General features: G+C 70.9%; 20 protein-coding genes. 8 read left to right on the top strand and 12 right to left on the bottom strand.

The genetic code is table 11. The annotated features are described in order from the left end of the window. Positions 1 to 78: 78 nt before the first annotated feature. From FFS15_RS00260 to FFS15_RS00270, 3 genes are read right to left on the bottom strand one after another with little or no spacing between them, the layout of a single operon-like run. Entirely contained in the window at positions 79 to 1,803 is a 1,725-nt protein-coding gene (locus tag FFS15_RS00260; RefSeq protein ID WP_137843008.1) for an amidase, read from the bottom strand. Continuing rightward, entirely contained in the window at positions 1,800 to 2,864 is a 1,065-nt protein-coding gene (locus FFS15_RS00265) for an agmatine deiminase family protein (RefSeq protein ID WP_137843009.1), read from the bottom strand. Before FFS15_RS00265 ends, FFS15_RS00260 begins: the two co-directional genes overlap by 4 nt. After that, complete coding sequence (locus FFS15_RS00270; RefSeq protein WP_137843010.1) at positions 2,861 to 4,372, bottom strand: cytosine permease; 1,512 nt, start codon at positions 4,370 to 4,372, stop codon at positions 2,861 to 2,863. The genes FFS15_RS00265 and FFS15_RS00270 overlap by 4 nt, the downstream gene beginning before the upstream one ends. A 71-nt stretch (positions 4,373 to 4,443) precedes the next feature. On the opposite strand from FFS15_RS00270, the gene FFS15_RS00275 reads away from it, so the two are divergent. From FFS15_RS00275 to FFS15_RS00285, 3 genes are read left to right on the top strand one after another with little or no spacing between them, the layout of a single operon-like run. Then, a complete protein-coding gene (locus tag FFS15_RS00275; protein ID WP_137843011.1) occupies positions 4,444 to 5,073 on the top strand; it encodes a TetR family transcriptional regulator C-terminal domain-containing protein in 630 nt (209 codons plus the stop codon). A 26-nt stretch (positions 5,074 to 5,099) separates the two neighbouring features. Beyond that, positions 5,100 to 5,792, top strand: a complete 693-nt coding sequence (locus FFS15_RS00280; protein ID WP_137843012.1) for a M23 family metallopeptidase — start codon at positions 5,100 to 5,102, stop codon at positions 5,790 to 5,792. 58 nt (positions 5,793 to 5,850) lie between these two features. Further along, positions 5,851 to 6,684, top strand: coding sequence for an aldo/keto reductase (locus FFS15_RS00285; protein ID WP_137843013.1), 834 nt, complete (start codon positions 5,851 to 5,853; stop codon positions 6,682 to 6,684). A 2-nt stretch (positions 6,685 to 6,686) separates the two neighbouring features. Here the strand turns inward: FFS15_RS00285 and FFS15_RS00290 are convergent, their stop codons facing one another. Genes FFS15_RS00290 through FFS15_RS00300 form a run of 3 tightly spaced genes read right to left on the bottom strand, consistent with a single transcriptional unit; the run spans position 6,687 to position 9,293 of the window. After that, the gene (locus FFS15_RS00290; RefSeq protein ID WP_137843014.1) at positions 6,687 to 7,436 is read right to left on the bottom strand and encodes an NAD(P)H-binding protein; all 750 of its coding nucleotides are present in this window, start codon (positions 7,434 to 7,436) and stop codon (positions 6,687 to 6,689) included. Between the two features lie 47 nt (positions 7,437 to 7,483). Continuing rightward, the gene (locus FFS15_RS00295; RefSeq protein ID WP_137843015.1) at positions 7,484 to 8,440 is read right to left on the bottom strand and encodes a DMT family transporter; all 957 of its coding nucleotides are present in this window, start codon (positions 8,438 to 8,440) and stop codon (positions 7,484 to 7,486) included. A 52-nt stretch (positions 8,441 to 8,492) separates the two neighbouring features. After that, the gene (locus FFS15_RS00300) at positions 8,493 to 9,293 is read right to left on the bottom strand and encodes a siderophore-interacting protein (RefSeq protein WP_137843016.1); all 801 of its coding nucleotides are present in this window, start codon (positions 9,291 to 9,293) and stop codon (positions 8,493 to 8,495) included. 149 nt (positions 9,294 to 9,442) lie between these two features. Between FFS15_RS00300 and FFS15_RS00305 the strand changes: the two genes are divergently transcribed. From FFS15_RS00305 to FFS15_RS00320, 4 genes are all read left to right on the top strand, one after another. After that, positions 9,443 to 10,399 (top strand): siderophore ABC transporter substrate-binding protein, encoded by a 957-nt coding sequence (locus FFS15_RS00305; protein WP_137843017.1) that lies wholly within the window; start codon positions 9,443 to 9,445, stop codon positions 10,397 to 10,399. 4 nt (positions 10,400 to 10,403) lie between these two features. After that, entirely contained in the window at positions 10,404 to 11,417 is a 1,014-nt protein-coding gene (locus tag FFS15_RS00310; protein WP_137843018.1) for an ABC transporter permease, read from the top strand. Between the two features lie 181 nt (positions 11,418 to 11,598). Then, positions 11,599 to 12,540 carry an iron chelate uptake ABC transporter family permease subunit gene (locus tag FFS15_RS00315; RefSeq protein WP_249353600.1) on the top strand — a complete coding sequence of 314 codons (942 nt, stop codon included), beginning with the start codon at positions 11,599 to 11,601 and terminating at the stop codon, positions 12,538 to 12,540. Then, positions 12,537 to 13,295, top strand: a complete 759-nt coding sequence (locus tag FFS15_RS00320; RefSeq protein ID WP_137843019.1) for an ATP-binding cassette domain-containing protein — start codon at positions 12,537 to 12,539, stop codon at positions 13,293 to 13,295. Before FFS15_RS00315 ends, FFS15_RS00320 begins: the two co-directional genes overlap by 4 nt. A gap of 18 nt (positions 13,296 to 13,313) precedes the next feature. Here the strand turns inward: FFS15_RS00320 and FFS15_RS00325 are convergent, their stop codons facing one another. From FFS15_RS00325 to FFS15_RS00340, 4 genes are all read right to left on the bottom strand, one after another. Next, entirely contained in the window at positions 13,314 to 13,499 is a 186-nt protein-coding gene (locus FFS15_RS00325; RefSeq protein WP_137843020.1) for a DUF1918 domain-containing protein, read from the bottom strand. Positions 13,500 to 13,584: 85 nt separating this feature from the next. Beyond that, positions 13,585 to 13,806 (bottom strand): hypothetical protein, encoded by a 222-nt coding sequence (locus tag FFS15_RS00330; protein ID WP_137843021.1) that lies wholly within the window; start codon positions 13,804 to 13,806, stop codon positions 13,585 to 13,587. Positions 13,807 to 13,829: 23 nt separating this feature from the next. Next, entirely contained in the window at positions 13,830 to 14,252 is a 423-nt protein-coding gene (locus FFS15_RS00335) for a VOC family protein (RefSeq protein ID WP_137843022.1), read from the bottom strand. A gap of 118 nt (positions 14,253 to 14,370) precedes the next feature. Next, positions 14,371 to 14,748, bottom strand: coding sequence for an STAS/SEC14 domain-containing protein (locus tag FFS15_RS00340; RefSeq protein WP_137843023.1), 378 nt, complete (start codon positions 14,746 to 14,748; stop codon positions 14,371 to 14,373). A 185-nt stretch (positions 14,749 to 14,933) separates the two neighbouring features. Between FFS15_RS00340 and FFS15_RS18735 the strand changes: the two genes are divergently transcribed. Next, complete coding sequence (locus FFS15_RS18735) at positions 14,934 to 18,500, top strand: family 43 glycosylhydrolase (RefSeq protein WP_212743088.1); 3,567 nt, start codon at positions 14,934 to 14,936, stop codon at positions 18,498 to 18,500. An 82-nt stretch (positions 18,501 to 18,582) separates the two neighbouring features. Here the strand turns inward: FFS15_RS18735 and FFS15_RS00355 are convergent, their stop codons facing one another. Together FFS15_RS00355 and FFS15_RS00360 are read right to left on the bottom strand one after the other, a co-directional pair. Beyond that, entirely contained in the window at positions 18,583 to 19,560 is a 978-nt protein-coding gene (locus tag FFS15_RS00355; protein ID WP_137843024.1) for a DNA-3-methyladenine glycosylase 2 family protein, read from the bottom strand. A 45-nt stretch (positions 19,561 to 19,605) separates the two neighbouring features. Beyond that, positions 19,606 to 20,370, bottom strand: coding sequence for a winged helix-turn-helix domain-containing protein (locus FFS15_RS00360; protein WP_137843025.1), 765 nt, complete (start codon positions 20,368 to 20,370; stop codon positions 19,606 to 19,608). Between the last annotated feature and the right edge of the window lie 48 nt (positions 20,371 to 20,418).

The following is a 20,418-nucleotide window of genomic DNA, read 5'->3' on the forward strand; positions in this document are numbered from 1 at the left end:
CGGTCACCGGATCGCGACGCAGCGGCCTCTCCTGTCGGAGGGGCCGCTGCGTCGTTGCGCCCCGTGCATCGGCAGGGCTCAGGCCAGTTCGGGCGTCCGCCCCGGTGGCGTGCGCCGCGGCGCAAGGGCCTCGAAGGCCGCCGCGAGCCGCAGCAGTTCGGCGTCGGTGTACGCCGGCCCCGCGAAGGTGAGCCCGACCGGCATCCCGATGTCGGCCATCGTGCCCATGGGGACCGTCACCGTGGGGATCCCGAGGTGACGGATCGCGAGGTTTCCGTTGGCGACCCACACGCCGTTCGCCCACGCGCGGACGGCCGACTCCTCGTTCACATCGGCATCGGCGGGCCCGACGTCGGCGACGGCCGGGAAGAGGACGGCGTCGAGACCCTGCTCCCGCATCCACTCCTCGAAGTCGAGGCGGCGGGTCTCTTCGAGCCCGGCCAGGCCCGCGGCGAGCTCGGGGATCTCGGCGATCGAGGCATACGGATGCTCGCGCACCTGCGCGGGGTAGGTGACGATGTCGTCGTCGAAGCCGGTATACCGGTCGGGCAGGGCGCCTTCGGGGTGCGGGAAGATCGCCGCGCCGTCGACGTCGTCCAGCCGGTCGAGCTGCGGGTCCCCGTTGGCCCGCAGGAAGTCGTCCCACGCCCAGGCCGACAGGTCGACGATCTCGCGGTGGAGAAACTCAGGTGAGACGAGCCCCCGCGTCGCGATCGTGGGTGCACCCGGCCGGTCGCCCTCGTAGTTCGACACCGCGGGGAAGTCGACCTCGACCACGACCGCGCCGGCCTCCTCGAGGTCACGGCGAGCGTGCTCCCACAGCGCGATCACCGACGCCCGGGTCTCGATGCGCTGACCGGTCGAGCCGCCGATCCCGCCATCGGGGTTCGTCCCCGCATCGGGGTCGGCGTTGATGTACATCCGCGGAACGCCGAAGCGCCTGCCGGCCAGCGACGCGCGTGCGGCATCCGCATCCGCGGGCGCGAGCGCCGGGTACGAGTCCGGGCGCACGGTCGACGCAGGCGGGAGCGTGATCCACGGCTGCGCCCGCCAGAAATCGCCACGGGACTCGGGGTCGTCGGCGACGAGCGCGTCGAGGATCTCGAGCAGGTCGGCCATCGTGCGGGTGTGCGGCACGACGACGTCCATCGTCGGCACGAGCGGCCAGTTGCCTCGCACCGAGATCACGCCCCGCGAGGGGGTGTACGCGCACAGTGCGTTGTTCGACGCCGGCGCCCGCCCGCTCGACCAGGTCTCTTCGCCGAGCCCGAAGGCGGCGAAGGACGCGGCTGTCGCGGTACCCGAGCCGTTGGACGACCCCGACCCGAACGCGCTCGTGAGGAAGTCGGCGTTGTATGGGCTCTCGGCGCGGCCGTAGAGCCCGCGCTGCATGCCGCCGTTCGCCATCGGCGGCATGTTCGTGAGCCCGAGGCACACGCACCCCGCCGCCCGCAGCCGCTCGATCGAGAACGCATCGCGGGTCGCTGTGAGGTCGGCGAACGCGGGCGACCCGGCCGCGACCGTGAGCCCCTGCACCATGAAGCTGTCCTTCGCGGTGTACGGGATGCCGTCGAGCGGACCGAGCGTCTCGCCCGCGGCGCGACGGCGATCGGATGCCGCAGCCTCGGCCCGCGCTTCGGGATTGTCGACGATGACCGCGTTGAGCCGGATACCGGTCTTGTCGTAGGTCTCGATGCGGGCGAGGTAGGCGTCGACGAGTTCGACGCTGGTCACCGCGCCCGATTCCAGCGCGGCGCGCAGCTCGGCGATCGTCGCCTCGACGACGCGGAAGCGCGCGGTCACGCTTCGTCTCGCTTCGCTCGCTCAGCGACCCGGGGGAGTGCCGGCTGCTGCTGGGTGATGCAGTGGATGCCGCCGCCACCCGCGAAGATCTGGCGGGCGTCCACCGTCACGGCGCGGCGGCCGGGGTAGGCGGCCTCGAGGATCTCGCGCGCTCGCGCATCGGCGGTCTCTTCGCCGAAGCCGCACGCGATGACGCCGCCGTTGACGACGAGGTGGTTGACGTAGCTGTAGTCGACGAAGCCCTCGTCGTCGCGGAGCACGTCGGGTGCCGGCAGGTCGATGATCTCGAAGCGGCGGCCCGCGGCATCCGTCTCATGAGAAAGCAAGGCCCGCAGCTCGCGCGTCACCGCGAAGTCGGGGTGATCGGGGTTGCGCTGTTCGTGGAGCAGCAGGCGCCCGGGCGAGGGGATCGTCGCGACGATGTCGACGTGCCCGTTCGTGCCGAACTCGTCGTAATCGCGCGTGAGGCCGCGGGGGAGCCACACCGCCTTCGTCGCGCCGATCGTGCGGGCCATCTCGGCCTCGACGCGAGTGCGGTCGGCGAAGCGGTTGCGGCGCGGGTCGAGCTGCACAGTCTCGGTGAGCAGCACCGTTCCCTCGCCGTCGACGTGGATGCCGCCGCCCTCGTTCACGAGGAGCGAGGGGACGACTTCTGCACCCACGAGATCCGCGACGAACCGCGCGTGCGCGGCCGCCTTCGCCCACGCTGCCCAATCGGGCGCGCCCCAGCCGTTGAACACCCAGTCGACCGCGCCGAGCACACCGGGGCGGTCGGCGTCGACGACGAAGGTCGGCCCGTGATCGCGGAACCAGAACTCGTCGACCGGAGTCTCGACGATCTCGATCCCCGATCCGAGCATGTTCCGCGCGCGGTCTGCCTTCGACGGGTCGGCGAGCATCGTGACCGGCTCGAACTCGGCCACCGCGTGGGCGACCGCCGTCCACGCCGCATAGAAGCGCTCGTGCTCGGCGGGATCGTCGCCCAGGGTCGGGCCCTCGTTCGGGAAGGCCATCCAGGTGCGTTCGTGCTCGGCGCCTTCGTGCGGCATCATCCAGGTCATGGTCGCTCCTCGGTCTCATTCTGGCCGACCGTCCACGCCAGCGCAGGGCGGGCCGCGCGATCGCGATACGGGCGGGTGGTGCGCCAGAGCACCGCGTACAGGGTGCCGGCGATGGCGGGGCCCGCGATCGACGACACGTCGGCTCCGCCGAGGGCCGCGGCGATCGGGCCGGTGTACAGGGTCGTGTTGACCATGAGCACGGCGATCGTGGTCGCGACGACCATCGCGATGGTCCCGGGCGCGAACCAGCCGCCGCGGTACCAGAACGGGCTCGCGGGAGTCGTGTCGTTGAGCGCGCGACCGTCGTACGCGTTGCGGCGCAGCCAGATGTCGACCGCATAGACCGCGACGAGGGGGCCCATGACCGCGACGGCGATCTCGATCGCGTAGTTCATGGTCTCGAGGAGGCTCGTGGCGGCGTAGAGGAGGGCGGCTGCGAGCACCGCGGCGACAACGCCCACCACGGCGACGGATGCCGCACGGCGTACCCGCGGCGCGAATGCCTGCGCGTAGAGGCCTGTCGAGTACGAGCACAGCACGTTGTTGGCGATGGTGCCCGCGATCACGGCGATGAGGAAGATCGGGTACAGCCACGACGGCAGGATCTCGGCGAGTGCGGTCTGCGGGTCGGTCATGTCGACCGCGGTCGCAGCCAGCACGCCGAGCGCGCACAGCAGCACGCCCGGAACGAACCCGCCGAGGGCGGTCCACAGCACGATCCGACGCTTCGGGGTCGCGGGCGGCAGGTAGCGGGAGTAGTCGGCGCTCGTGCCCCATGACAGGGGAGTGGAGGCGATGACGGTGAGGCCCAGGAGCCACATCGCGGTGTGATCGCCGGCAGGGAGCGCGGCCGGCGCGTACGACCAGTCCGCCGCCGTCACGACGAAGATGCCCACGGCGACGAAGCACACGCCGACCCCGATCGAGATGTACGGACTCAGCTTCTCGATCGTTGCGTGGCCGAAGACGCTCACGGCGGTGCTGACCGCGGCGACCGTGACGAGCACGAGCGCGCTGAGCCCGCCGGGCACCGCGATGCCCATCGTCGCGAGCAGCGCCTCGGTGGCCAGCGTCGCGAACGCGAGGTTCAGCACGATGTAGAAGAGCCCGATCAGAACGCCCAGACCCGAGCCGAACACCGCGTTGCCGCGCACGCCGAACATCGCGCGCATGATCATGACGCTCGGGGTGCCCGAGGCGGGGCCGCTGATCGAGATCCACCCGATGACGAACCACCAGAGGTTGCCGAGCACGCAGATCGCGAGGGATTCCCAGAGGCCGAGGCCGAGCAGCACCAGGAGCGCGCCGAGGACGATGTTGAGATACACGACGTTCGCGGCCGCCCAGATGCCGAAGAGCGTCTGCGGCCGGCCGTGGCGCTCTGCGTCGGGGATCTGATCGATGCCGCGCGTCTCGATGCGGCCGACCCGGTCACTCTGGCCGGCGTCGGCTCGGTCGCGCGGGTGCGTGATCGTCGGTGCACTCGCGTCGATGTCGGTGATGCTCATGGCGCCCTCCCTCCATTGGGGGTACTATTGATCAAGCGATCAATAAGCAAGCTACCTACACTGGCGGTGAGATGTCAACCACGGATTCCCGAGCGCGCACCCGCAAGGCGCCGGCCGAGCGCGCCGCGGAGATCGTCAAGGCGGCCACCGCGCTCGCCCAGGAGAGCGGCCTCAGCGCCCTGACGCTGCGGGCCGTCGCGCAGCGCGCGGGAGTCGCGTCGGGGCTGATCGCCCACTATCAGCCGTCGATGGACGACCTCGTCGCCCGCGTCTACACCGACCTCGTCACCGCCGAGATCGCCGACGTGCGGGCGCTGCTGGCGACGGCATCCGAACCCGCAGATCGCATGGCGCGACTTCTCGGCACGCTTCTCGACGGCTTGCGCGAAGACCTCACCGTCGTGTGGGTCGAGGCGTGGGCGACGGCGCGCCGCAACGAGGCGCTCGCTGTCGCGGTGCGCGCCCAGATGGCGCGTTGGCAGGAGCTGCTCGTCGAGATCGTCGACGAAGGTCGCGCGGCGGGTGTGTTCGCGACCGACGAGGCCGCCGACGTGGCGTGGCAGATCATGGGGATGGTCGACGGCATCAATGCGCAGTCGCTCGTGCGCGAGGTCGATCCCGCCACCGCGATCGCCCAGACGTCCCGTGCCGCCGAGACGCTGCTGGGCGCGCGGCCGGGTTCGCTGACCCTGTCGGGCTGAGAGCGGCGACGGCTACGCTCGGTGGCGTGCCGCACGAGCTCGAGAACCCGGTCGTGGTGGACTTCCCGCTGCGCGGCGAGGGCTGGATGGCCGTCACCACCCCGGCGGCACGCGTGCCGAGCCACGGCGTCGACCTCCTCGGTCAGCGGTACGCGTACGACTTCGTGAAGGTCGACGATCGGCCGGGCGTCCACGTGCATCCGACATCGACCCTGGTCGCCTCGACGGTCGGTGGGCGCACGACCGAGTGCTACGCGTGGGGGAGCCCCGTCCACGCGCCGTTCGACGCCGAGGTCGTCGCCGCGATCGACGGTGTCGCGGAGCGGGGCTGGATCAACCCGTTCCGCGAGGTCGCGCGCATGCTCTGGAACGGCATCACCTTCCGGCCCGAGAAGATCCCGTCGATCCTGGGGAACCACGTGATTCTGCGCGCCGGCGAGATCTTCGCCGGCTTCGCGCACCTCGCGCCCGGCTCGGTCGGTGTCGCAGCGGGTCAGCGCGTGCGCGCGGGCGAGGTGATCGGGCGGGTCGGCCACACCGGCAACTCGACCTCGCCGCACCTCCACTTCCAGCTCATGGACTCGGCAGACCTCATGACGGCGAACGGGATCGCGTGCGCCTTCGCGGCGTACGACGTTCGCCAGGGCGACGGCACGTGGCAGCGCGTCGAGCGCGGCATCCCGGATTCCCGTGAGCGGATTCGCGCCGTCGCCCGGTGAACCGCGCGATGTGTCAACCCCGGCCCGATCCGTCGGTGTTCGCGCCAGAATGGACCCCATGCTGAACATCCCCACCGTGACCCTGAACGACGGCACCTGGTTTCCCGAACTCGGACTCGGCACCTACAACCTGCGCGGCGAGGAGGGCATCGACGCCATCGTCGCGGCGATCTCGTCGGGTTACCGGCTGCTCGACACCGCCGTGAACTACGAGAACGAGCGCGAGGTCGGCGAGGCCGTCCGCCGCTCCGACGTCGAGCGCGACGACCTGCTCGTCGTGTCGAAGATCCCGGGCCGCCATCACGGGTTCGACGAGGCCGTCGACAGCATCCAGGGCTCGCTCGGGCTTCTCGGCCTCGACCGCATCGACCTGCAGCTGATCCACTGGCCGAACCCCAGCGTCGGCAAGTACGTCGACACGTGGCGCGGCATGATCGAGGCGCGCGAGCGCGGTCTCGTGCGCTCGATCGGCGTCTCGAACTTCACCGAAGCGATGCTCACCGAGCTCATCGACGAGACGGGCGTCACGCCCGCCGTCAACCAGGTCGAGCTGCACCCCTACTTCCCGCAGGAGGCGCTGCGCGCCTTCCACGCCGAGCACGGCATCCGCACCGAGAGCTGGAGCCCGCTGGCCCGCCGCAGCGAGCTGCTCACCGAGCAGCTGCTGCAGGAGCTCGCCGTCGTGCACGACGTGACGCCCACGCAGGTCGTGCTGCGCTGGCACACGCAGCTCGGCAGCACGCCGATCCCGAAGTCGGCCGATCCCGACCGTCAGCGCGAGAACGCCGACGTCTTCGGCTTCACGCTCACCGACGATCAGGTCGCCGTGATCTCGGGCCTCGAGCGCGGACGGCTCTGGGACGGCGACCCCGACACGCACGAGGAGATGTAGCCTCAGGCGTCGGGCAGCTCGTCGAGCCATTCGGCGTACGTCTGCCGCCCGAGGATCGCGCCCGGGCCGGGAAGCAGCGCGCCACTGCGCTGGGCACGTCCGAACGTTCCGGGCAGCGAGACCGCGGGGATCCACGACGGCCCGCCGATCGCGCGGGCGTAGGCGCGAACCATCTCGACGAGGCTCTCCTCCTGGGGGCCGCCGAGCTCGAGAGCGCGCCCGGCGGGCGGCTGCTCCGCGAGGGTCACGAGATGCTCCGCGACCTCTCGCACCGCGATGGGCTGCGTGCGGGCGCGTGGAGCGAGGTGCAGGGGGCCCGCCTTTGCGGAGTGGTACATCATCGGCGCGAACTCGTGGAACTGGGTCGCGCGCTGGATCGTCCACGGCGTCGAGCCGGCCTCGACGAGCCGCTCCTGCACGAGCTTGCCGGCGTAATAGCCGTCGGGAGCGGCATCCGCCCCCACGATCGTCAACACGATGTGGTGCCCGACCCCGGCGGCGCGCTCGGCGGCGAGCAGGTTGCGCGTCGCGCCGGCGAAGAACGAGACCGAGACGTCGGGCTTGAGGGTCGCGACGTTCGAGACGTCGATGACGGCGTCGACACCGCGGAGGGCGCCGGTGAGCCCGGATCCGCTGAGCAGTTCGACGCCGTGGCCGCGCGCGAGGATCACGACGTCGTGTCCGCGCGTGCGCGCGATCTCGGCCGTCGGGGTGCCGGCGAGTCCGCTGCCGCCGGCGATCGCGATCCTCATGCCTGCCTCCTCGGGGTCGTTCCCCGTCCATCTTGGCGGACGCCGGGCTACGCCGTTCTGTCGCTGCTCGTGCCGATCGGGCCGGTCGCGAGGTCTGCCGGTTCGGGAAGCCCCGACCCCGGCGGGCTCGGCTCGATGTCGGGCGTCGCGAGCGTCGCGATCACGACGCCCACCAGCGCGATCGCGCCGCCCAGGGCCTTGATGGGGTCGAGCGGTTCGCCGAGCAGCAGCGCGAAGCCGTACCCGAGGGCGGGGATCGCGGCGGTTGCGACGCCCGAGATCGCCGCGGGCAGGCGCTCGGCTCCGTAGTTGAACAGCACGAGCGTCGGTGCGGTGACGACGAGGGCGAGGACGAGGATGCTGAGAAGCCCGCGCGTATCCGTGGGCACGGCGAGCGTGCCCGTCACTGCCTCCCACGCGAGCCAGGGGAGGAGGATCGCCGTGCCCCAGACGCCCGTCGCCGTCGCCAGCACGATCGCATCGGGCGCATCGGGGCGCCCCGCATCCTTGCGGAGCAGCACCGTGTAGATCGCGTACGAGGCCAGCGCCGCGATGTTGAGGAGCACGCCCACATCGATGCGGAATCCGGATGCCGCCACCAGTGCCACCCCGAGGGTCGCGAGCGCCAGCCCGATCCACGTGCGGCGCGAGAGTCGCTCATGGATCATCGCGACGGCGGCGGCGGCGGTGAGCACCGGCAGGAACGCGGCCGTCAGCGCCGCGGTGCCCGGTGTCGTGAAGAGCAGGCCGATGTTGGCGAGCGAGTAGTAGAGGCTCACCCCGGTGAGTCCGAGCACGAGCGTTCGGGGCTGCTTCAGCGTGCGGACGAATCCGGGTCGGCGCGCGGCGAGCGGCACCAGCACGAGGAGCGCGATCGCGAAGCGCCCGACCGACAGGACGGCCGGCGACCCGGTCTCGAGCGCCCAGCCCGACACGACGTACGCGGCCGACCACAGCAGCACCGAGAGCCCGATCGCCCCGAGCGGCAGCCAGCGGTTCGACACGAGGATTCAGTCTAGGCGCGGCACCGGTGCGTGCGCCTGGCCCGGGTGGCGCTCAGTGCGGGGCGTGGTACTCGGTCTCGTCGCGCTTCCAGTAGCCCTTCACGACCACCGTGTCGGCGGGGAGCCCCCAGCGCTCGAGCAGCAGCGCTCGCCCCGGCTTCACGATCGCCTGCTCCGCCGCGATGAACCCGAAGACGTCGCCGGAAGGGCGATCGGATGCCGAGACGGCGTCCAGCCGCGTGGCAAGTGCCGATCCGGCGGGGGAGGCGCCGCGATGCACCTGCTCGACGACGACACTCGGGGGCGTCTCGATCGGCAGCTCGTGGTCGGCGTCGGGAACCTCGACCAGGATGCGGCCGACGGCATCGGCATCCATTCCGTGCGCGAAGCGCCGCATCGCGGGAACCGCGGTCTCGTCGCCGGCGAGGAACCACGCGTCGGGGCGGCCGGTGAGCACCTTCGATCCGCGCGGGCCGCCCACCCCTGCGACGGCGTCCAGCGGTGCGTTCGCGGCCCAGGGTGCGGCGACCCCGGCGTCGCCGTGGACGGCGAACTCGAGGTCGAGCCAGTCGTCGTCCCACGCGAGCGGCGTGTACTCCCGGCTCGGCGCGGCACGCAGTTCTTCGACGGTCTGCGGGTCGCCGTCGGGGAAGAACACGCGGATGTGGTCGTCAGCGCCGAGCGATTCGAAGCCTCGCAGTTCGGTGCCCTGCAGGCGCACCCGCACGTACTCGGGGGTGATCCACTGCCGTGCGGCGAGCCGCACGCGGCGGAACCGCAGCTCGAGCGGGTGGGGCGTCAGCCGAAAGGAGCCGGAAGCGGGGGCCGATGTCACGGGGGTCGACAGGTTCATGGAACTTAGGTTAGCCTACCCTCAGCCGGAGTCGAGTGCGGATGTCCGCCCGATCCGGCCTCCCATCGACGACGCCGTCGGAGCTGTTCGTCGTGCGCGATGACGGCTCCGCGGCGCCGTTCCACCCTGCCCACAGGAGAACCATCCGCATGCGCACGATCAGACCGCTCATCGCAGCATCCCTCGCCCTCACCACGGCCGCAGCCCTCGCCGGCTGCGCAACCGGAACCCCCGCCGCGTCGGAGGAGTCCGCCGCCGCAGCCGTGCCGGAGACCCTTACGATCGAGCACGCCCAGGGCGAGACCGAGGTCGACACGAATCCCGAGACCGTCATCGTGCTCGATCTCGCGAGCCTCGACACGCTCGACGCGCTGGGCGTCGAGGTCGCCGGCGTCGCCAAGGGCAACCTGCCGTCATACCTGAGTGCCTACGAGGGCGACGAGTACCTCAACGCCGGCACGCTCTTCGAGCCCGACTACACCGCGATCGAGGCGGCCGAGCCCGACCTCATCATCGTCGCGAACCGCTCGAGCGAGGCCTACCCCGAGCTCGCCGAGATCGCGCCCACGATCGACCTGACCCTCGACTGGGCCGACTACATTCCGAGCTTCCAGCAGAACGCCGAGACGCTCGGGCAGATCTTCGGCAAGGAGGACGAGGTCGAGGCCGCGCTCGCCGAGATCGACGACAAGATCGCCGAGACGCAGGATGCCGCAGCCGACGCCGGCACCGGGCTCATCGTGCTGACCAGCGGCGGCGAGGTCACCGCGTTCGGCCCGGGATCGCGCTTCGGGTGGCTGCACGACGTGCTGGGCGTGACACCTGCGATCGAAGACGTCGAGGCCGCGACCCACGGTGACCCGGTGTCGTTCGAGTTCCTGCTCGAGACCGACCCGGAGTGGATGTTCGTCGTCGACCGCGACGCCGCGACCGGCGAGGGCACCGAGACGGCCGAGCAGATCCTCGACAACGAGGTCGTCGCTCAGACGGCAGCGTGGGAGAGCGACCAGGTCGTCTACCTCGACCCGGCGCCCTGGTACATCGTGATGAGCGGCCTCACCGCCGTGAACACGATGGTCGACCAGATCCAGGACGGCCTGTCCTGATCCGATGACGACCCTCGTCGAGACGGGCACCTCCGCCCCGGCGCGCATCACGCGCGCGGGGGCGGGGGTGCTCGCCGTGCTCGTGCTGGCGGCGCTCGCCGTCGTCAGCGTGTTCGTCGGCGTCGCCGACGTGTCGCCGGCCGCGCTCTGGGCGGGCGGCGCCGACTCCGATGCCGCGATGCTGCTGTTCGCCAGTCGCATCCCGCGCACGCTCGCGCTCGTGCTCGCGGGTGCCGCGATGGCGATCGCCGGGCTCATCATGCAGATGATCGTGCGGAACCGCTTCGTCGAGCCCGGAACCGCCGGCACGGGCGAGTCGGCCGCCCTCGGCATCCTGGTCGTCACCCTCGTCGCCCCCGCGATGCCGCTCGCCGGCAAGATGGCCGTCGCGGCGTTGTTCGCCCTCGCCGGCACCGCGCTGTTCCTCACGATCCTGCGCCGTGTGCCCACGCGGCAGATCATGCTCGTGCCGCTCGTCGGCATCATGCTGGGCGGCATCATCGGCTCGGTCACGACCTTCGTCGCCTACCGCACCGACCTGCTGCAGACCCTGGGCGCCTGGATGACCGGCGACTTCTCGGGCGTGCTGCGCGGGCGCTACGAGTTCCTCTGGGTCGCGGCGGTGATGGTCGCGATCGCGTGGGTCGCCGCCGACCGCTTCAGCGTCGCCGGTCTCGGCGAGGAGTTCGCCACCAACCTCGGCCTGCACTACGGGCGCGTCGTCGCGCTCGGCATCACGATCATCGCGATCATCACGGCGTGCGTGATCGTCACCGCCGGCATGATCCCGTTCCTGGGGCTCGTCGTCCCCAACATCGTCAGCCTCGTCAGGGGAGACAACGTGCGCCGCTCGATCCCGTGGGTCGCCGTGCTCGGCGCCGGCTTCATCGTCGCGTGCGACCTCGTCGGCCGCCTCGTCAGGTTCCCGTACGAGATCCCGCTGGGGGTCGTCGTCGGCACGATCGGCGCGGCGCTGTTCCTGTGGCTGCTGCTGAGGAGGGGATCCCATGCGCACTGACCCTCGCAGCGCTGTCGACCCGGTTGTCTCGGCCGAATCCGGTTCACAACTCCGGATGAACGAGCCCGGCGGTGCTCCTCGCGCGCGGAAATCCAGGGGCCGCTCAGCAACCATCCGGAGTTATGAACGGGGGTGGGCTGCCATCGCGGCCCTGTGGGCGCGGCCGGGGGTCCGGCTCGCGGTGATCGGCGCGGTCGTGCTCGCGCTCGTCGCTCTGTACCTCTTCACCGCGGTGCCCGGATCCCTCGACTACGCGCTCAAGATCCGCGGCCGCACGGTGCTGGCGATGCTCGCCGTCGCCGTGGCGATCGGCGCGTCGACGGTGGTGTTCCAGACGATCACCGACAACCGCATCCTGACCCCCGGCATCATGGGCTTCGACGCCCTGTACATCCTCATCCAGACCACCGTCGTCTTCGTCTTCGGTTCGTTCGCGCTGGCCACGGCTGATCCGATGCTCTCGTGGATCGTCGAGCTCATCGTGATGGCGGGCTTCGCGATGCTGCTGTTCCGGTGGCTCTTCGGCGGTGCGCGGCGGGCCGGCGGCGCGGTTCGCAGCATCCACCTCATGCTGCTCGTCGGCATCGTCTTCGGCGTCTTCTTCCGTTCGCTCTCGGAATGGATGCAGCGCATGATCGACCCAGCCGAGTTCGCCGTGCTGCAGGACGCGTTCTTCGCGAGCTTCACGCGGCCCGACCCGCAGCTGCTCGTCTTCACCCTCGTGATCGTGGGCGCCGCCGTCACTGCCCTCGTCCCGCTCCTGCCGACGCTCGACGTGCTGGCGCTGGGGGAGGCGCCGGCGATCGGGCTCGGCATCCGTCATCGCCGTGTCGTGACCGCACTGTTCGGCCTCGTCGCCGTGATGGTCGCCGCCTCGACCGCGCTGGTCGGGCCGACACTCTTCTTCGGCCTCATCGTCGCGAACCTCGCCTACGCCGTCGCGGGTTCCTTCCGCCACCGGCACACACTGCCGATGGCCATCGCGCTCGGCCTGGTCTGCCTCGTCGGCGGTCAGCTCGTCCTCGAGCGGGTCTTCGCGCTGCAGACGACGCTGTCGGTCGTGATCGAGTTCGCCGGCGGCATCCTCTTCCTCGTCCTGATCCTCCGAAGGAGCCCCCGATGATCGAGATCGACGCCGTGAGCCACCGCTACGGCCCGCAGACCGTGCTCGACGACGTGTCGCTGACCCTCGGCGACGTGGGCGTCACGAGCGTCATCGGCCCGAACGGCGCCGGCAAGTCGACACTGTTCTCCGTCATCGGGCGCCTGGTCGCGCCCGTCGCGGGGCGCGTCGTGATCGACGGATCGGATGCCGCGACCGCCGCCCCGCGCGACCTCGCGCGCCTGATCGCGGTGCTCCGCCAGGACAACCATCTCACCGCGCGCCTCACCGTGGCGGACCTCGTCGAGTTCGGTCGCTTCCCGCACTCCCGGGGACGTCTCGGCCCCGACGATCGCGACGCCGTCGACCGCGCGATCGCCTACCTCGACCTAGAGCCGCTGCGCGGACGATTCCTCGACGAGCTGTCGGGCGGCCAGCGCCAGCGCGCGTTCATCGCGATGGTCCTCGCGCAGGACACCCGCTATGTGCTGCTGGACGAGCCGCTCAACAACCTCGACCTCAAGCACGCCGTCGAGATCATGCGGCTGCTTCGGCGCATGGCCGACGAGCTCGACAAGCGGGTGATCGTCGTGCTCCACGACATCAACTTCGCCTCAGCGCATTCCGACCGCATCATCGCGATGCGCGGCGGCCGGGTGGTGGCCGATGCGGCGCCCGCCGACATCATGCGACCCGAGCTTCTCGCTGACCTGTACGAACTGCCCGTCGACGTGCGGGAGATCGACGGTCGAGCGGTCGCGCTGTACTACGCCTGACGCGGCGGCGGCATCGGATCAGGACTCGTGGCGGATCTCGCAGTCGCTCCCCGGCGACAGGATCGCCTCGTGCCCGTCGTCGTACCGCACGACGAGCAGCGGATTCGCCTCGTCGCCCCGTACCTCGAGGACTTCGCCGGCGCGGCCCGCCGCTCCGACGACGCGTCCGTGGATGATCACGCGGTCACCGACACTGGCTCGCATGCTGCACCTCCTGGCGCTCACGATACGACGGTCGCGGCGCGAGGGGTAGGGCGATGCGCGAAGCGCGCTCGTGCCTGCAGTTCCCCTACAGCTGCGCGCCGTCGTCCTCGCGGTTCTCGAGACCGACGTTGCGGCCTCGCCACGACTCGTACGCCATGAGCCACCCGATCGACACCGCCGCTGCGAGGATCACCCCGAGCCACACGTTGCCCCAGATCATGCCGAACACGATGCCGAGCGTGAACATGAGGGCTGTGCCGAACGCCCAGCCGGAGTGGCCGCGCGTCCAGCCTCTGCGAGTCGTCATGCGGCCAGCCTAGGGCGCTCCGTCTACGCGGCTTCGGGCGACGCGTTGAGCGCGATCATCCAGTCGATGCCGAACCGGTCGGTCAGCATGCCGAACCGGCCGCCCCACGGAGGAGTGTCGAAGGGCATGACCACCGTGCCGCCGTCGGACAGCTTGTCCCAGAAGCCCTGCAGCGACGCCTCGTCGTCGCCGCTCACCGAGACCGAGATGCCGGCCGGCGCGGAGTACGGCATCCCGCTGGGAGTATCGGCGCCCATGAGGACGAAGCCCTCGGGGCTCGTCAGTTGCGCGTGCATCACGAGGTCCTGCTCGGCGGGATCCTGCACCATGCCCTCGAAGCCGGCGAACGTGTCGATCGTGAGCTCACCGCCGAACACGCTCTGATAGAAGGTCATGGCGTCGCGCGCTTGGGTGCGGAACGAGAGATACGGGTTGAGGCTGGGCATGTCGAACTCCTGATCGAGGTGAGGGATGCCGCGCCCGGCCGCGTGGCGGATCCAGTGTCGCGCCGACCTCCGACATCCCGCAAGGAGCCCGGCAGGACCGGCAGTGCCGAATGAGAGGTCAGTCGTCGACCGGGGCCTCGGCCGCCCACGCAATGGCGTCGTCGAGCGCCGAGACGGCGAAGATGCGCACCTCGCAGGGGAAGAGGAATGCGATGCCGTGCACGATCTCACCGATGACGGTGTGATCGGTGACGAGGGCGATGCGTCCCCAGACGCGTGGCGGCTTGCCCTCGAGCTGCGCATCCTGCCACAGGGCTCCGAGCGTGTACCGCTCGAACTCCTCGCCCAGCACGAAGACGAGGTTGACCTTGTCGCCCGCCTCGATCGCGGCGTCGATCGCCGGGTCGAGGCTGCTCTCGTAATCGGACGCCTCTACCGCACCGATGGCTCGGAACCCGAGGACTCCGTCGGGCAGGCCGTGCAATGACTCGATCATCGCCCCATCCTTGCGGGCGGACGGGCGGTGACGCCAGTCATCGTCGATGCACTCCACGAGAAGATGACCGGTTGAGACACACTCGGCATCCGTCCGAAAAGGTCTTCGAGTCGCGATTGCTGTCGCGAAGTGCTCGCCATTGTGCAATTTCGATGGATCTCGAAAACTTCGAAAAGCCTTGCGGAATGGTTTCCGTCACGGCTACCGTCTTGGCTGAGGTCGTCGACCGTGCCGACGCCGCGAGGAGAGTGGACACCGTGGTCTGGAAATCCAAGAAGCTGGGCGCTGCGCTCGCGATCGGCGTCGTCGGGGCTCTGCTCACCGCGGTGCTGCCCGCGACCGCAGCCACCGAGAATCCGATCCTCGGAGACGGATCGATGTACTCGGCCGATCCGAGCCTGCTGGCCGTAGACGACAAGCTCTACATCCACGCCGGCCGCGACGAGGCCGGCCCGACCGTCAACGACTTCATCATGAACGAGTGGCAGGCGTTCTCGACGACCGACGTCGACAGCGGCACGTGGGAGCACCACCCGGGGATCATGCGCCCCGAGGTGGTGTTCGACTGGGCGACGCCCGGCCGCGCGTATGCGGGTCAGGTCGTCGAGGGCGTCGACGGCCGGTTCTACTGGTACGTGCCCGTGAACGAGGCCGCGAGCACGTCGCCCGACAAGTTCGGCATCGGCGTGGCGGTCTCCGACACGCCTCTCGGGCCCTGGACCGACCACGCGGGCGGACCGATCGTCTCGCAGTCGATCCTCGGCAACGATGCGCACAACATCGACCCGACGGTGCTGGTCGAGGACGGCCGCGTGTGGATGTACTGGGGCAGCTTCGGCCGGCTCATGGCGACGGAGCTCGCCGCCGATATGAAGACGCGCGTCGGCACACCGACCACCATCACCAGCGGTGTCACCGGCTTCTTCGAGGCGGCGTGGATGTTCACCCGCGACGGCACCTACTACCTCGCCTACGCCGCGAACAACGCCGGCCCGACCAGCACCTGCACGCCGGCGAACTACCACGCCTGCATCGCGTACTCGACGGCGTCGAGCCCGCTCGGCCCGTGGACGTTCCGCGGCCGCATCCTCGCGCCGGTCTCTTCGACGACCAGCCACCCGGCGATCGCCGAGTTCCAGGGCGAGTGGTACATGGCGTACCACACCGCCGACGCCGTGGGAGGAAACCACTTCCGCCGCTCGGTCGCGATCGACCACCTCGAGTGGGACGACTCGGTCACGCCCGCCCGCATCGTGCCCGTCGTCACGACTCCGCAGCGCGGTGAGAACCTGACTCCCCGGTCGAACGTCGCCCCGTGGGCGACCTCGTCGGCGTCGAATCAGCCCATCCCGACCCAGTACTGGATGAAGGCGCTCAATGACGAGATCATCCGCCCCAACCCGCTTCCGCCGGACATGTGGGGCAGCTGGACCGGCACGCGCCCTGCGCAGCAGTGGATCCAGTACGACTGGGACGCGCCCGTGCGCGTCGACCGCGCCCGCATCAAGTTCTGGCGCGATGCGGCACCGGGAACCGGCAACGGCGTCTCCAACCCGTCATCCTGGGTGTTGCAGTACTGGGACGAGGGCGTCTGGAAGGACGTTCCGAACCCGAGCGGCTACCCGACCACAACCACGACCGTGCACGAGGTCACCTTCGACGACATCACGACCTCGCGCCTTCGCGCGGTGCTGAACGCCTCGCCGAACTCCGCCACCCCGCCGCAGTATTCGGCGCTGGCCGTCGAGGAGTGGGAGGTGCACGCCGCCCAGCCCGACACCGTCGAGCCGGTCGAGGTGCAGACCGTCGTCGGCACCGCACCCGAGCTGCCCGAGACCGTGTCGCTGCGCTACGGTGACGAGCACGTCGCGGCGCCGGTGCGCTGGGACACGATCGATCCCGCCGATCTCGCGGCTGCCGGCGAGTTCACCGTCGAGGGTTTCGCCGAAGGCTATGCCGCCGGACGCGTCTCGGCGACCGTGACCGTGCTCGGGTCGAACCCGTGGCGGGCCAACCTCGCGCCGGACGGCGAGCCCGAGGCCGAGGCCACTGCGGCGGGCACGTCGCTGGACGCGCTGAACGACGGCGCCGTCGCCTACACCGGCGGTGCCGCGTCGGCGACGTGGACGACCGCGGCCGAGGAGCGGCCCGCGACCCGCTGGGTGGGCTACACCTGGCCGGAGCCGGTCCGCGTCGACGGGGTCACCGCGCACTTCTGGAGCGACACCGCGGGACCCGACGCCGGCGAGGGCGTGGCGGCACCCGAGTCGTGGAAGGTGCAGGTGCTCGCGGACGGCGAATGGCAGGACGTCACCGGGGCCGACGCATTCCCGACCGAGCGCGAGGCGCCCAACGGGGTGACGTTCGATCCGATCGTCACCACCGGGGTGCGAGCGGTGCTCACCGCCCAGACGAACGGCGACACGCGCGCAGCCGTCGGGCTGACCGAGCTCGAGGTGTTCGGCGAGACCCTCGACGCCGCCGCGCCCGAGGTCACCGTCACCACCTCAGGAGTGGAGGGCGCGAACGGCTGGTTCATCTCGCCCGTCACCGCCCGGGCGACAGCGATCGACGACCGCGACCTTCGTGCGCGTGTGGAGATCGCGGTCGACGGCGGGGCCTGGCAGGTCACCGAGAACGTCCGCTTCGCCGAGGCGACGGTCACCGGCGACGGAGAACACACCGTCAGAGCGCGGGCGACCGACTCCACGGGCAACACCTCCGATGAGGCGTCCACCACCGTCCGCATCGACGCCACGCGTCCCTCCGTGACCGGAACGCTCGACATCGTCGCGCGCACGGTCAGTGCGACGGCCGCCGACAGCGGCTCGGGCGCAGCCGGCATCGAGTACGCGATCGACGCGCCGACCGGGTGGCAGGCCTACGGCGGTCCGATCGCCGTCGACGGGCAGCGCCACGTCGTCTACCTGCGATCGAAGGATGCCGCGGGCAACGTCTCGGCGCTCGGCTCGGTCTCCGTGCCGCTCTCGCCGGACGCGCCGCTCGAGGGCAACATCGCTCCCATCGCGACCGCTACTGCGTCGTACACGTCGGGCTGGAACTCGGTGACCGCCGTCAACGACGGGTCGCTCACGGGCGCCTCGTGGGGCACCTGGCCCAACGTCGGCGAGCAGTGGGTGCAGCTCGAGTGGGATCGCGTGGTCACCGTCGACCGTGCGGGCGTGCTGTTCTTCCGCGACTCGACCGACACCGCGAACGCGGGGATGATCCCGCCGCGGGAGTGGAAGCTGCAATACGTCGATCTCGCGACCGGGCAATGGATCGACGTCGTCGCGGACGGCGCATACGGACGCTCGTCCACGGCGATCAACGAGGTGACCTTCGCGCCGGTGACGACGACCAAACTCCGTGCCGTCATGCAGGCCTGGGGCGCCGCGAGCGCCGGCGGGTCGAGCGGCATCCTCGAGTTCGAGGCATGGGCGGCCGACGTGCCCGAGCCGCCGGCGATCGACGTCGCGGTGGCGGTCACCGACCGCTGCGTCGCGGCGAGGGCGGTGCTCGCGGTGACGGCGACCAACGAGGGCGAGACCCCCGTGACCGTAGCCCTGCAGACGCCGTACGGATCGAAGACCATCGTCGACCTCGCCGTCGACAAGAAGGTCGCCCAGGCGTTCTCCACGCGCGTGAAGGATATGCCCGCCGGCGAGGTCGTCGCGGTGGTCACCGCGGTGATCGACGGCGAAACGGTGACCGAGGAGTACACCGCGGAGTACTCGGCCCGCACCTGCTGACCGGAGCGGAGCCGGCTGCGCATCGCGCGTGGCCGGCTCGGCTCTGCTCCGCGTGACGTGCCGCCCCGGGGGCGCGCGTCGGTCAGCGTGCGCGGTGGTCTTCGGGATGCAGCCGCGGAGCGCGCCGCGGCTCGCTCACGCCGCTCGCGCCGAGCAGGCGGATGACGCGCTGGCGCTGCCCCGCCCACGGGTCGAGGAGGCGCAGCATCCCGTCGTCGTCGACGCGCTCGCCCGTCAGCGCGTAGCCGACCTCGTGGGCGAGGTGGAAGTCGCCCACGCTCACGGCATCGGGGTCGCCGAGGGCGCGGATGCGGGTCTCGGCCGACGTCCACGGGCCGATCCCCGGCTGGCTCACGAGCACGCGGTCGACGGCCTCGCCGTCGTCGGCCGCGCGCACGGCGCGGGCGATCGCATCGCCGCGGCGAGCGGCGCGCACGATCGTCTTCGACTGCGGCGGTTCGAGTCCGGCACGGTGCCACGCCCACGAGGGGACGTGCCGCCAGCCGTCGATCGTCGGCGGGGCGAACATCGGCGCGGGCGTCGGCCCGGGCGCGCGCTCGCCGCACCACGTGACGATGCGCCGCCACGCGGCGAAGGCCTGCATGCCGGTCACCTTCTGCTCGAAGATCGCGCTCGCCAGGGCGTCGAAGACGAGGTCGGTGCGGCTGAGACGCAGGCCCGGGTTGCGGTGGTGGGCGTCGGCGACGAGTGGATGCCGCGAGGCGTCGAAGTCGCGGGGATCATCGTCGGCACCACACAGCGCCGGCAGCTGCGCGAGCGCCCAGTCGCGCCCCGGCCCCCAGGCCGCCGCCCGCACGACGCCCGGATGCGTCTCGCGGATCGCGAGCGTCGCGACGCCGTCGGGCGTGCGGCTCGCACGCCAGATGACAGCGCCCGCGAGGGTCATCGTCGGGTCACCCGAACCGCGGCGTTGCACGAGCAGGGTACGGCGGAGGTCGAGCGGATGCCGTGGCCGGTACTCGGTCTCGAGCGGACGCCCGTGGTCGACCCTCGGGTCGCGCGTGCCCGCGCGTGTCGGCGTGGACGCGACGAAGGTCATGGCCTCACCCTACGCCGGGACCTCCGACATCGACGTCGACGGCGATCAGAAGCGGTCGGGCGAGGGCGTTCCGTGGCCGTAGCGGATCACGACGTCGGCGTGGCGGTCGAAGCGGTAGCCGACGCCGCGCACGGTGCGCACGATGTCTTCGTACCGGCCGAGCTTGGCGCGCAGGCGCCGCACATGCACGTCGATCGTGCGCTCGCCGGGAGCCTCTTCTTCGGTGGCACCCTGCCAGAGCGAGTTCACCAGCTCGATGCGCTCGATCGTGCGGCCTTCGCGCAGCACGAGGTACTGCAGCAGCTCGAACTCCTTGAACGTGAAGGCCGCCGACTCGCCGTCGATGAGCACACGCTTGCGCGAGATGTCGACCACGACGCCGCCGGGAGCGCGGTCTTCGTCTTCGGGCTCCTCCTGCTTGGTGCGGGCGACGGCAGAAGGCTCGTGCAGGGCGAGGCGCACGACGTCGACGTCGCGACCGCCCGCGCCGACCGGCGCGAGGGCGACCGTGGCGTAGGTCTCGGCTGCAGGAGCGAGTTCGGCGATCGTGCGGCGGAGGGCCTCGACGATGACGCCGAGGTCGACGCCGGCTGCGGCTGCCTTCGCCTCGTCGAGTCCGACGTACAGCGCGAAGCCGCGGGGCGCGGTCCCCGGGGGAAGGTTGCGGGCGGCGGGCGCTGCGGGCGCCTGCGCGGCGGGCGCTGCCGGAGCGGCATCCACGACGGGGTTCGGCTGCGTCACGGCACGGAGGTGACGGACGGGAGCGGCGGTGGCGGAAGCGGGACGGTCGAGGAGAGCGGAGTGCGACATGATGATGGTCCTTGCGGGAGGGAATCCCGGCCTGTGATGCGGCCCGAA

Origin of the sequence: Microbacterium sp. 2FI, from assembly GCF_005502885.1 — a bacterium.
GTDB lineage: Bacteria > Actinomycetota > Actinomycetes > Actinomycetales > Microbacteriaceae > Microbacterium.

What these genes read in the sequence shown, in the direction of transcription:
- FFS15_RS00265 (WP_137843009.1), bottom strand. Translation starts at nt 2,864, where the DNA reads ATGACCTGGATGATGCCGCACGAAGGCGCCGAGCACGAACGCACCTGG.
- FFS15_RS00270 (WP_137843010.1), bottom strand. Translation starts at nt 4,372, where the DNA reads ATGAGCATCACCGACATCGACGCGAGTGCACCGACGATCACGCACCCG.
- FFS15_RS00275 (WP_137843011.1), top strand. Translation starts at nt 4,444, where the DNA reads ATGTCAACCACGGATTCCCGAGCGCGCACCCGCAAGGCGCCGGCCGAG.
- FFS15_RS00285 (WP_137843013.1), top strand. Translation starts at nt 5,851, where the DNA reads ATGCTGAACATCCCCACCGTGACCCTGAACGACGGCACCTGGTTTCCC.
- FFS15_RS00290 (WP_137843014.1), bottom strand. Translation starts at nt 7,436, where the DNA reads ATGAGGATCGCGATCGCCGGCGGCAGCGGACTCGCCGGCACCCCGACG.
- FFS15_RS00300 (WP_137843016.1), bottom strand. Translation starts at nt 9,293, where the DNA reads ATGAACCTGTCGACCCCCGTGACATCGGCCCCCGCTTCCGGCTCCTTT.
- FFS15_RS00305 (WP_137843017.1), top strand. Translation starts at nt 9,443, where the DNA reads ATGCGCACGATCAGACCGCTCATCGCAGCATCCCTCGCCCTCACCACG.
- FFS15_RS00310 (WP_137843018.1), top strand. Translation starts at nt 10,404, where the DNA reads ATGACGACCCTCGTCGAGACGGGCACCTCCGCCCCGGCGCGCATCACG.
- FFS15_RS00320 (WP_137843019.1), top strand. Translation starts at nt 12,537, where the DNA reads ATGATCGAGATCGACGCCGTGAGCCACCGCTACGGCCCGCAGACCGTG.
- FFS15_RS00325 (WP_137843020.1), bottom strand. Translation starts at nt 13,499, where the DNA reads ATGCGAGCCAGTGTCGGTGACCGCGTGATCATCCACGGACGCGTCGTC.
- FFS15_RS00330 (WP_137843021.1), bottom strand. Translation starts at nt 13,806, where the DNA reads ATGACGACTCGCAGAGGCTGGACGCGCGGCCACTCCGGCTGGGCGTTC.
- FFS15_RS00335 (WP_137843022.1), bottom strand. Translation starts at nt 14,252, where the DNA reads ATGCCCAGCCTCAACCCGTATCTCTCGTTCCGCACCCAAGCGCGCGAC.
- FFS15_RS00340 (WP_137843023.1), bottom strand. Translation starts at nt 14,748, where the DNA reads ATGATCGAGTCATTGCACGGCCTGCCCGACGGAGTCCTCGGGTTCCGA.
- FFS15_RS18735 (WP_212743088.1), top strand. Translation starts at nt 14,934, where the DNA reads ATGGTTTCCGTCACGGCTACCGTCTTGGCTGAGGTCGTCGACCGTGCC.
- FFS15_RS00355 (WP_137843024.1), bottom strand. Translation starts at nt 19,560, where the DNA reads ATGACCTTCGTCGCGTCCACGCCGACACGCGCGGGCACGCGCGACCCG.
- FFS15_RS00360 (WP_137843025.1), bottom strand. Translation starts at nt 20,370, where the DNA reads ATGTCGCACTCCGCTCTCCTCGACCGTCCCGCTTCCGCCACCGCCGCT.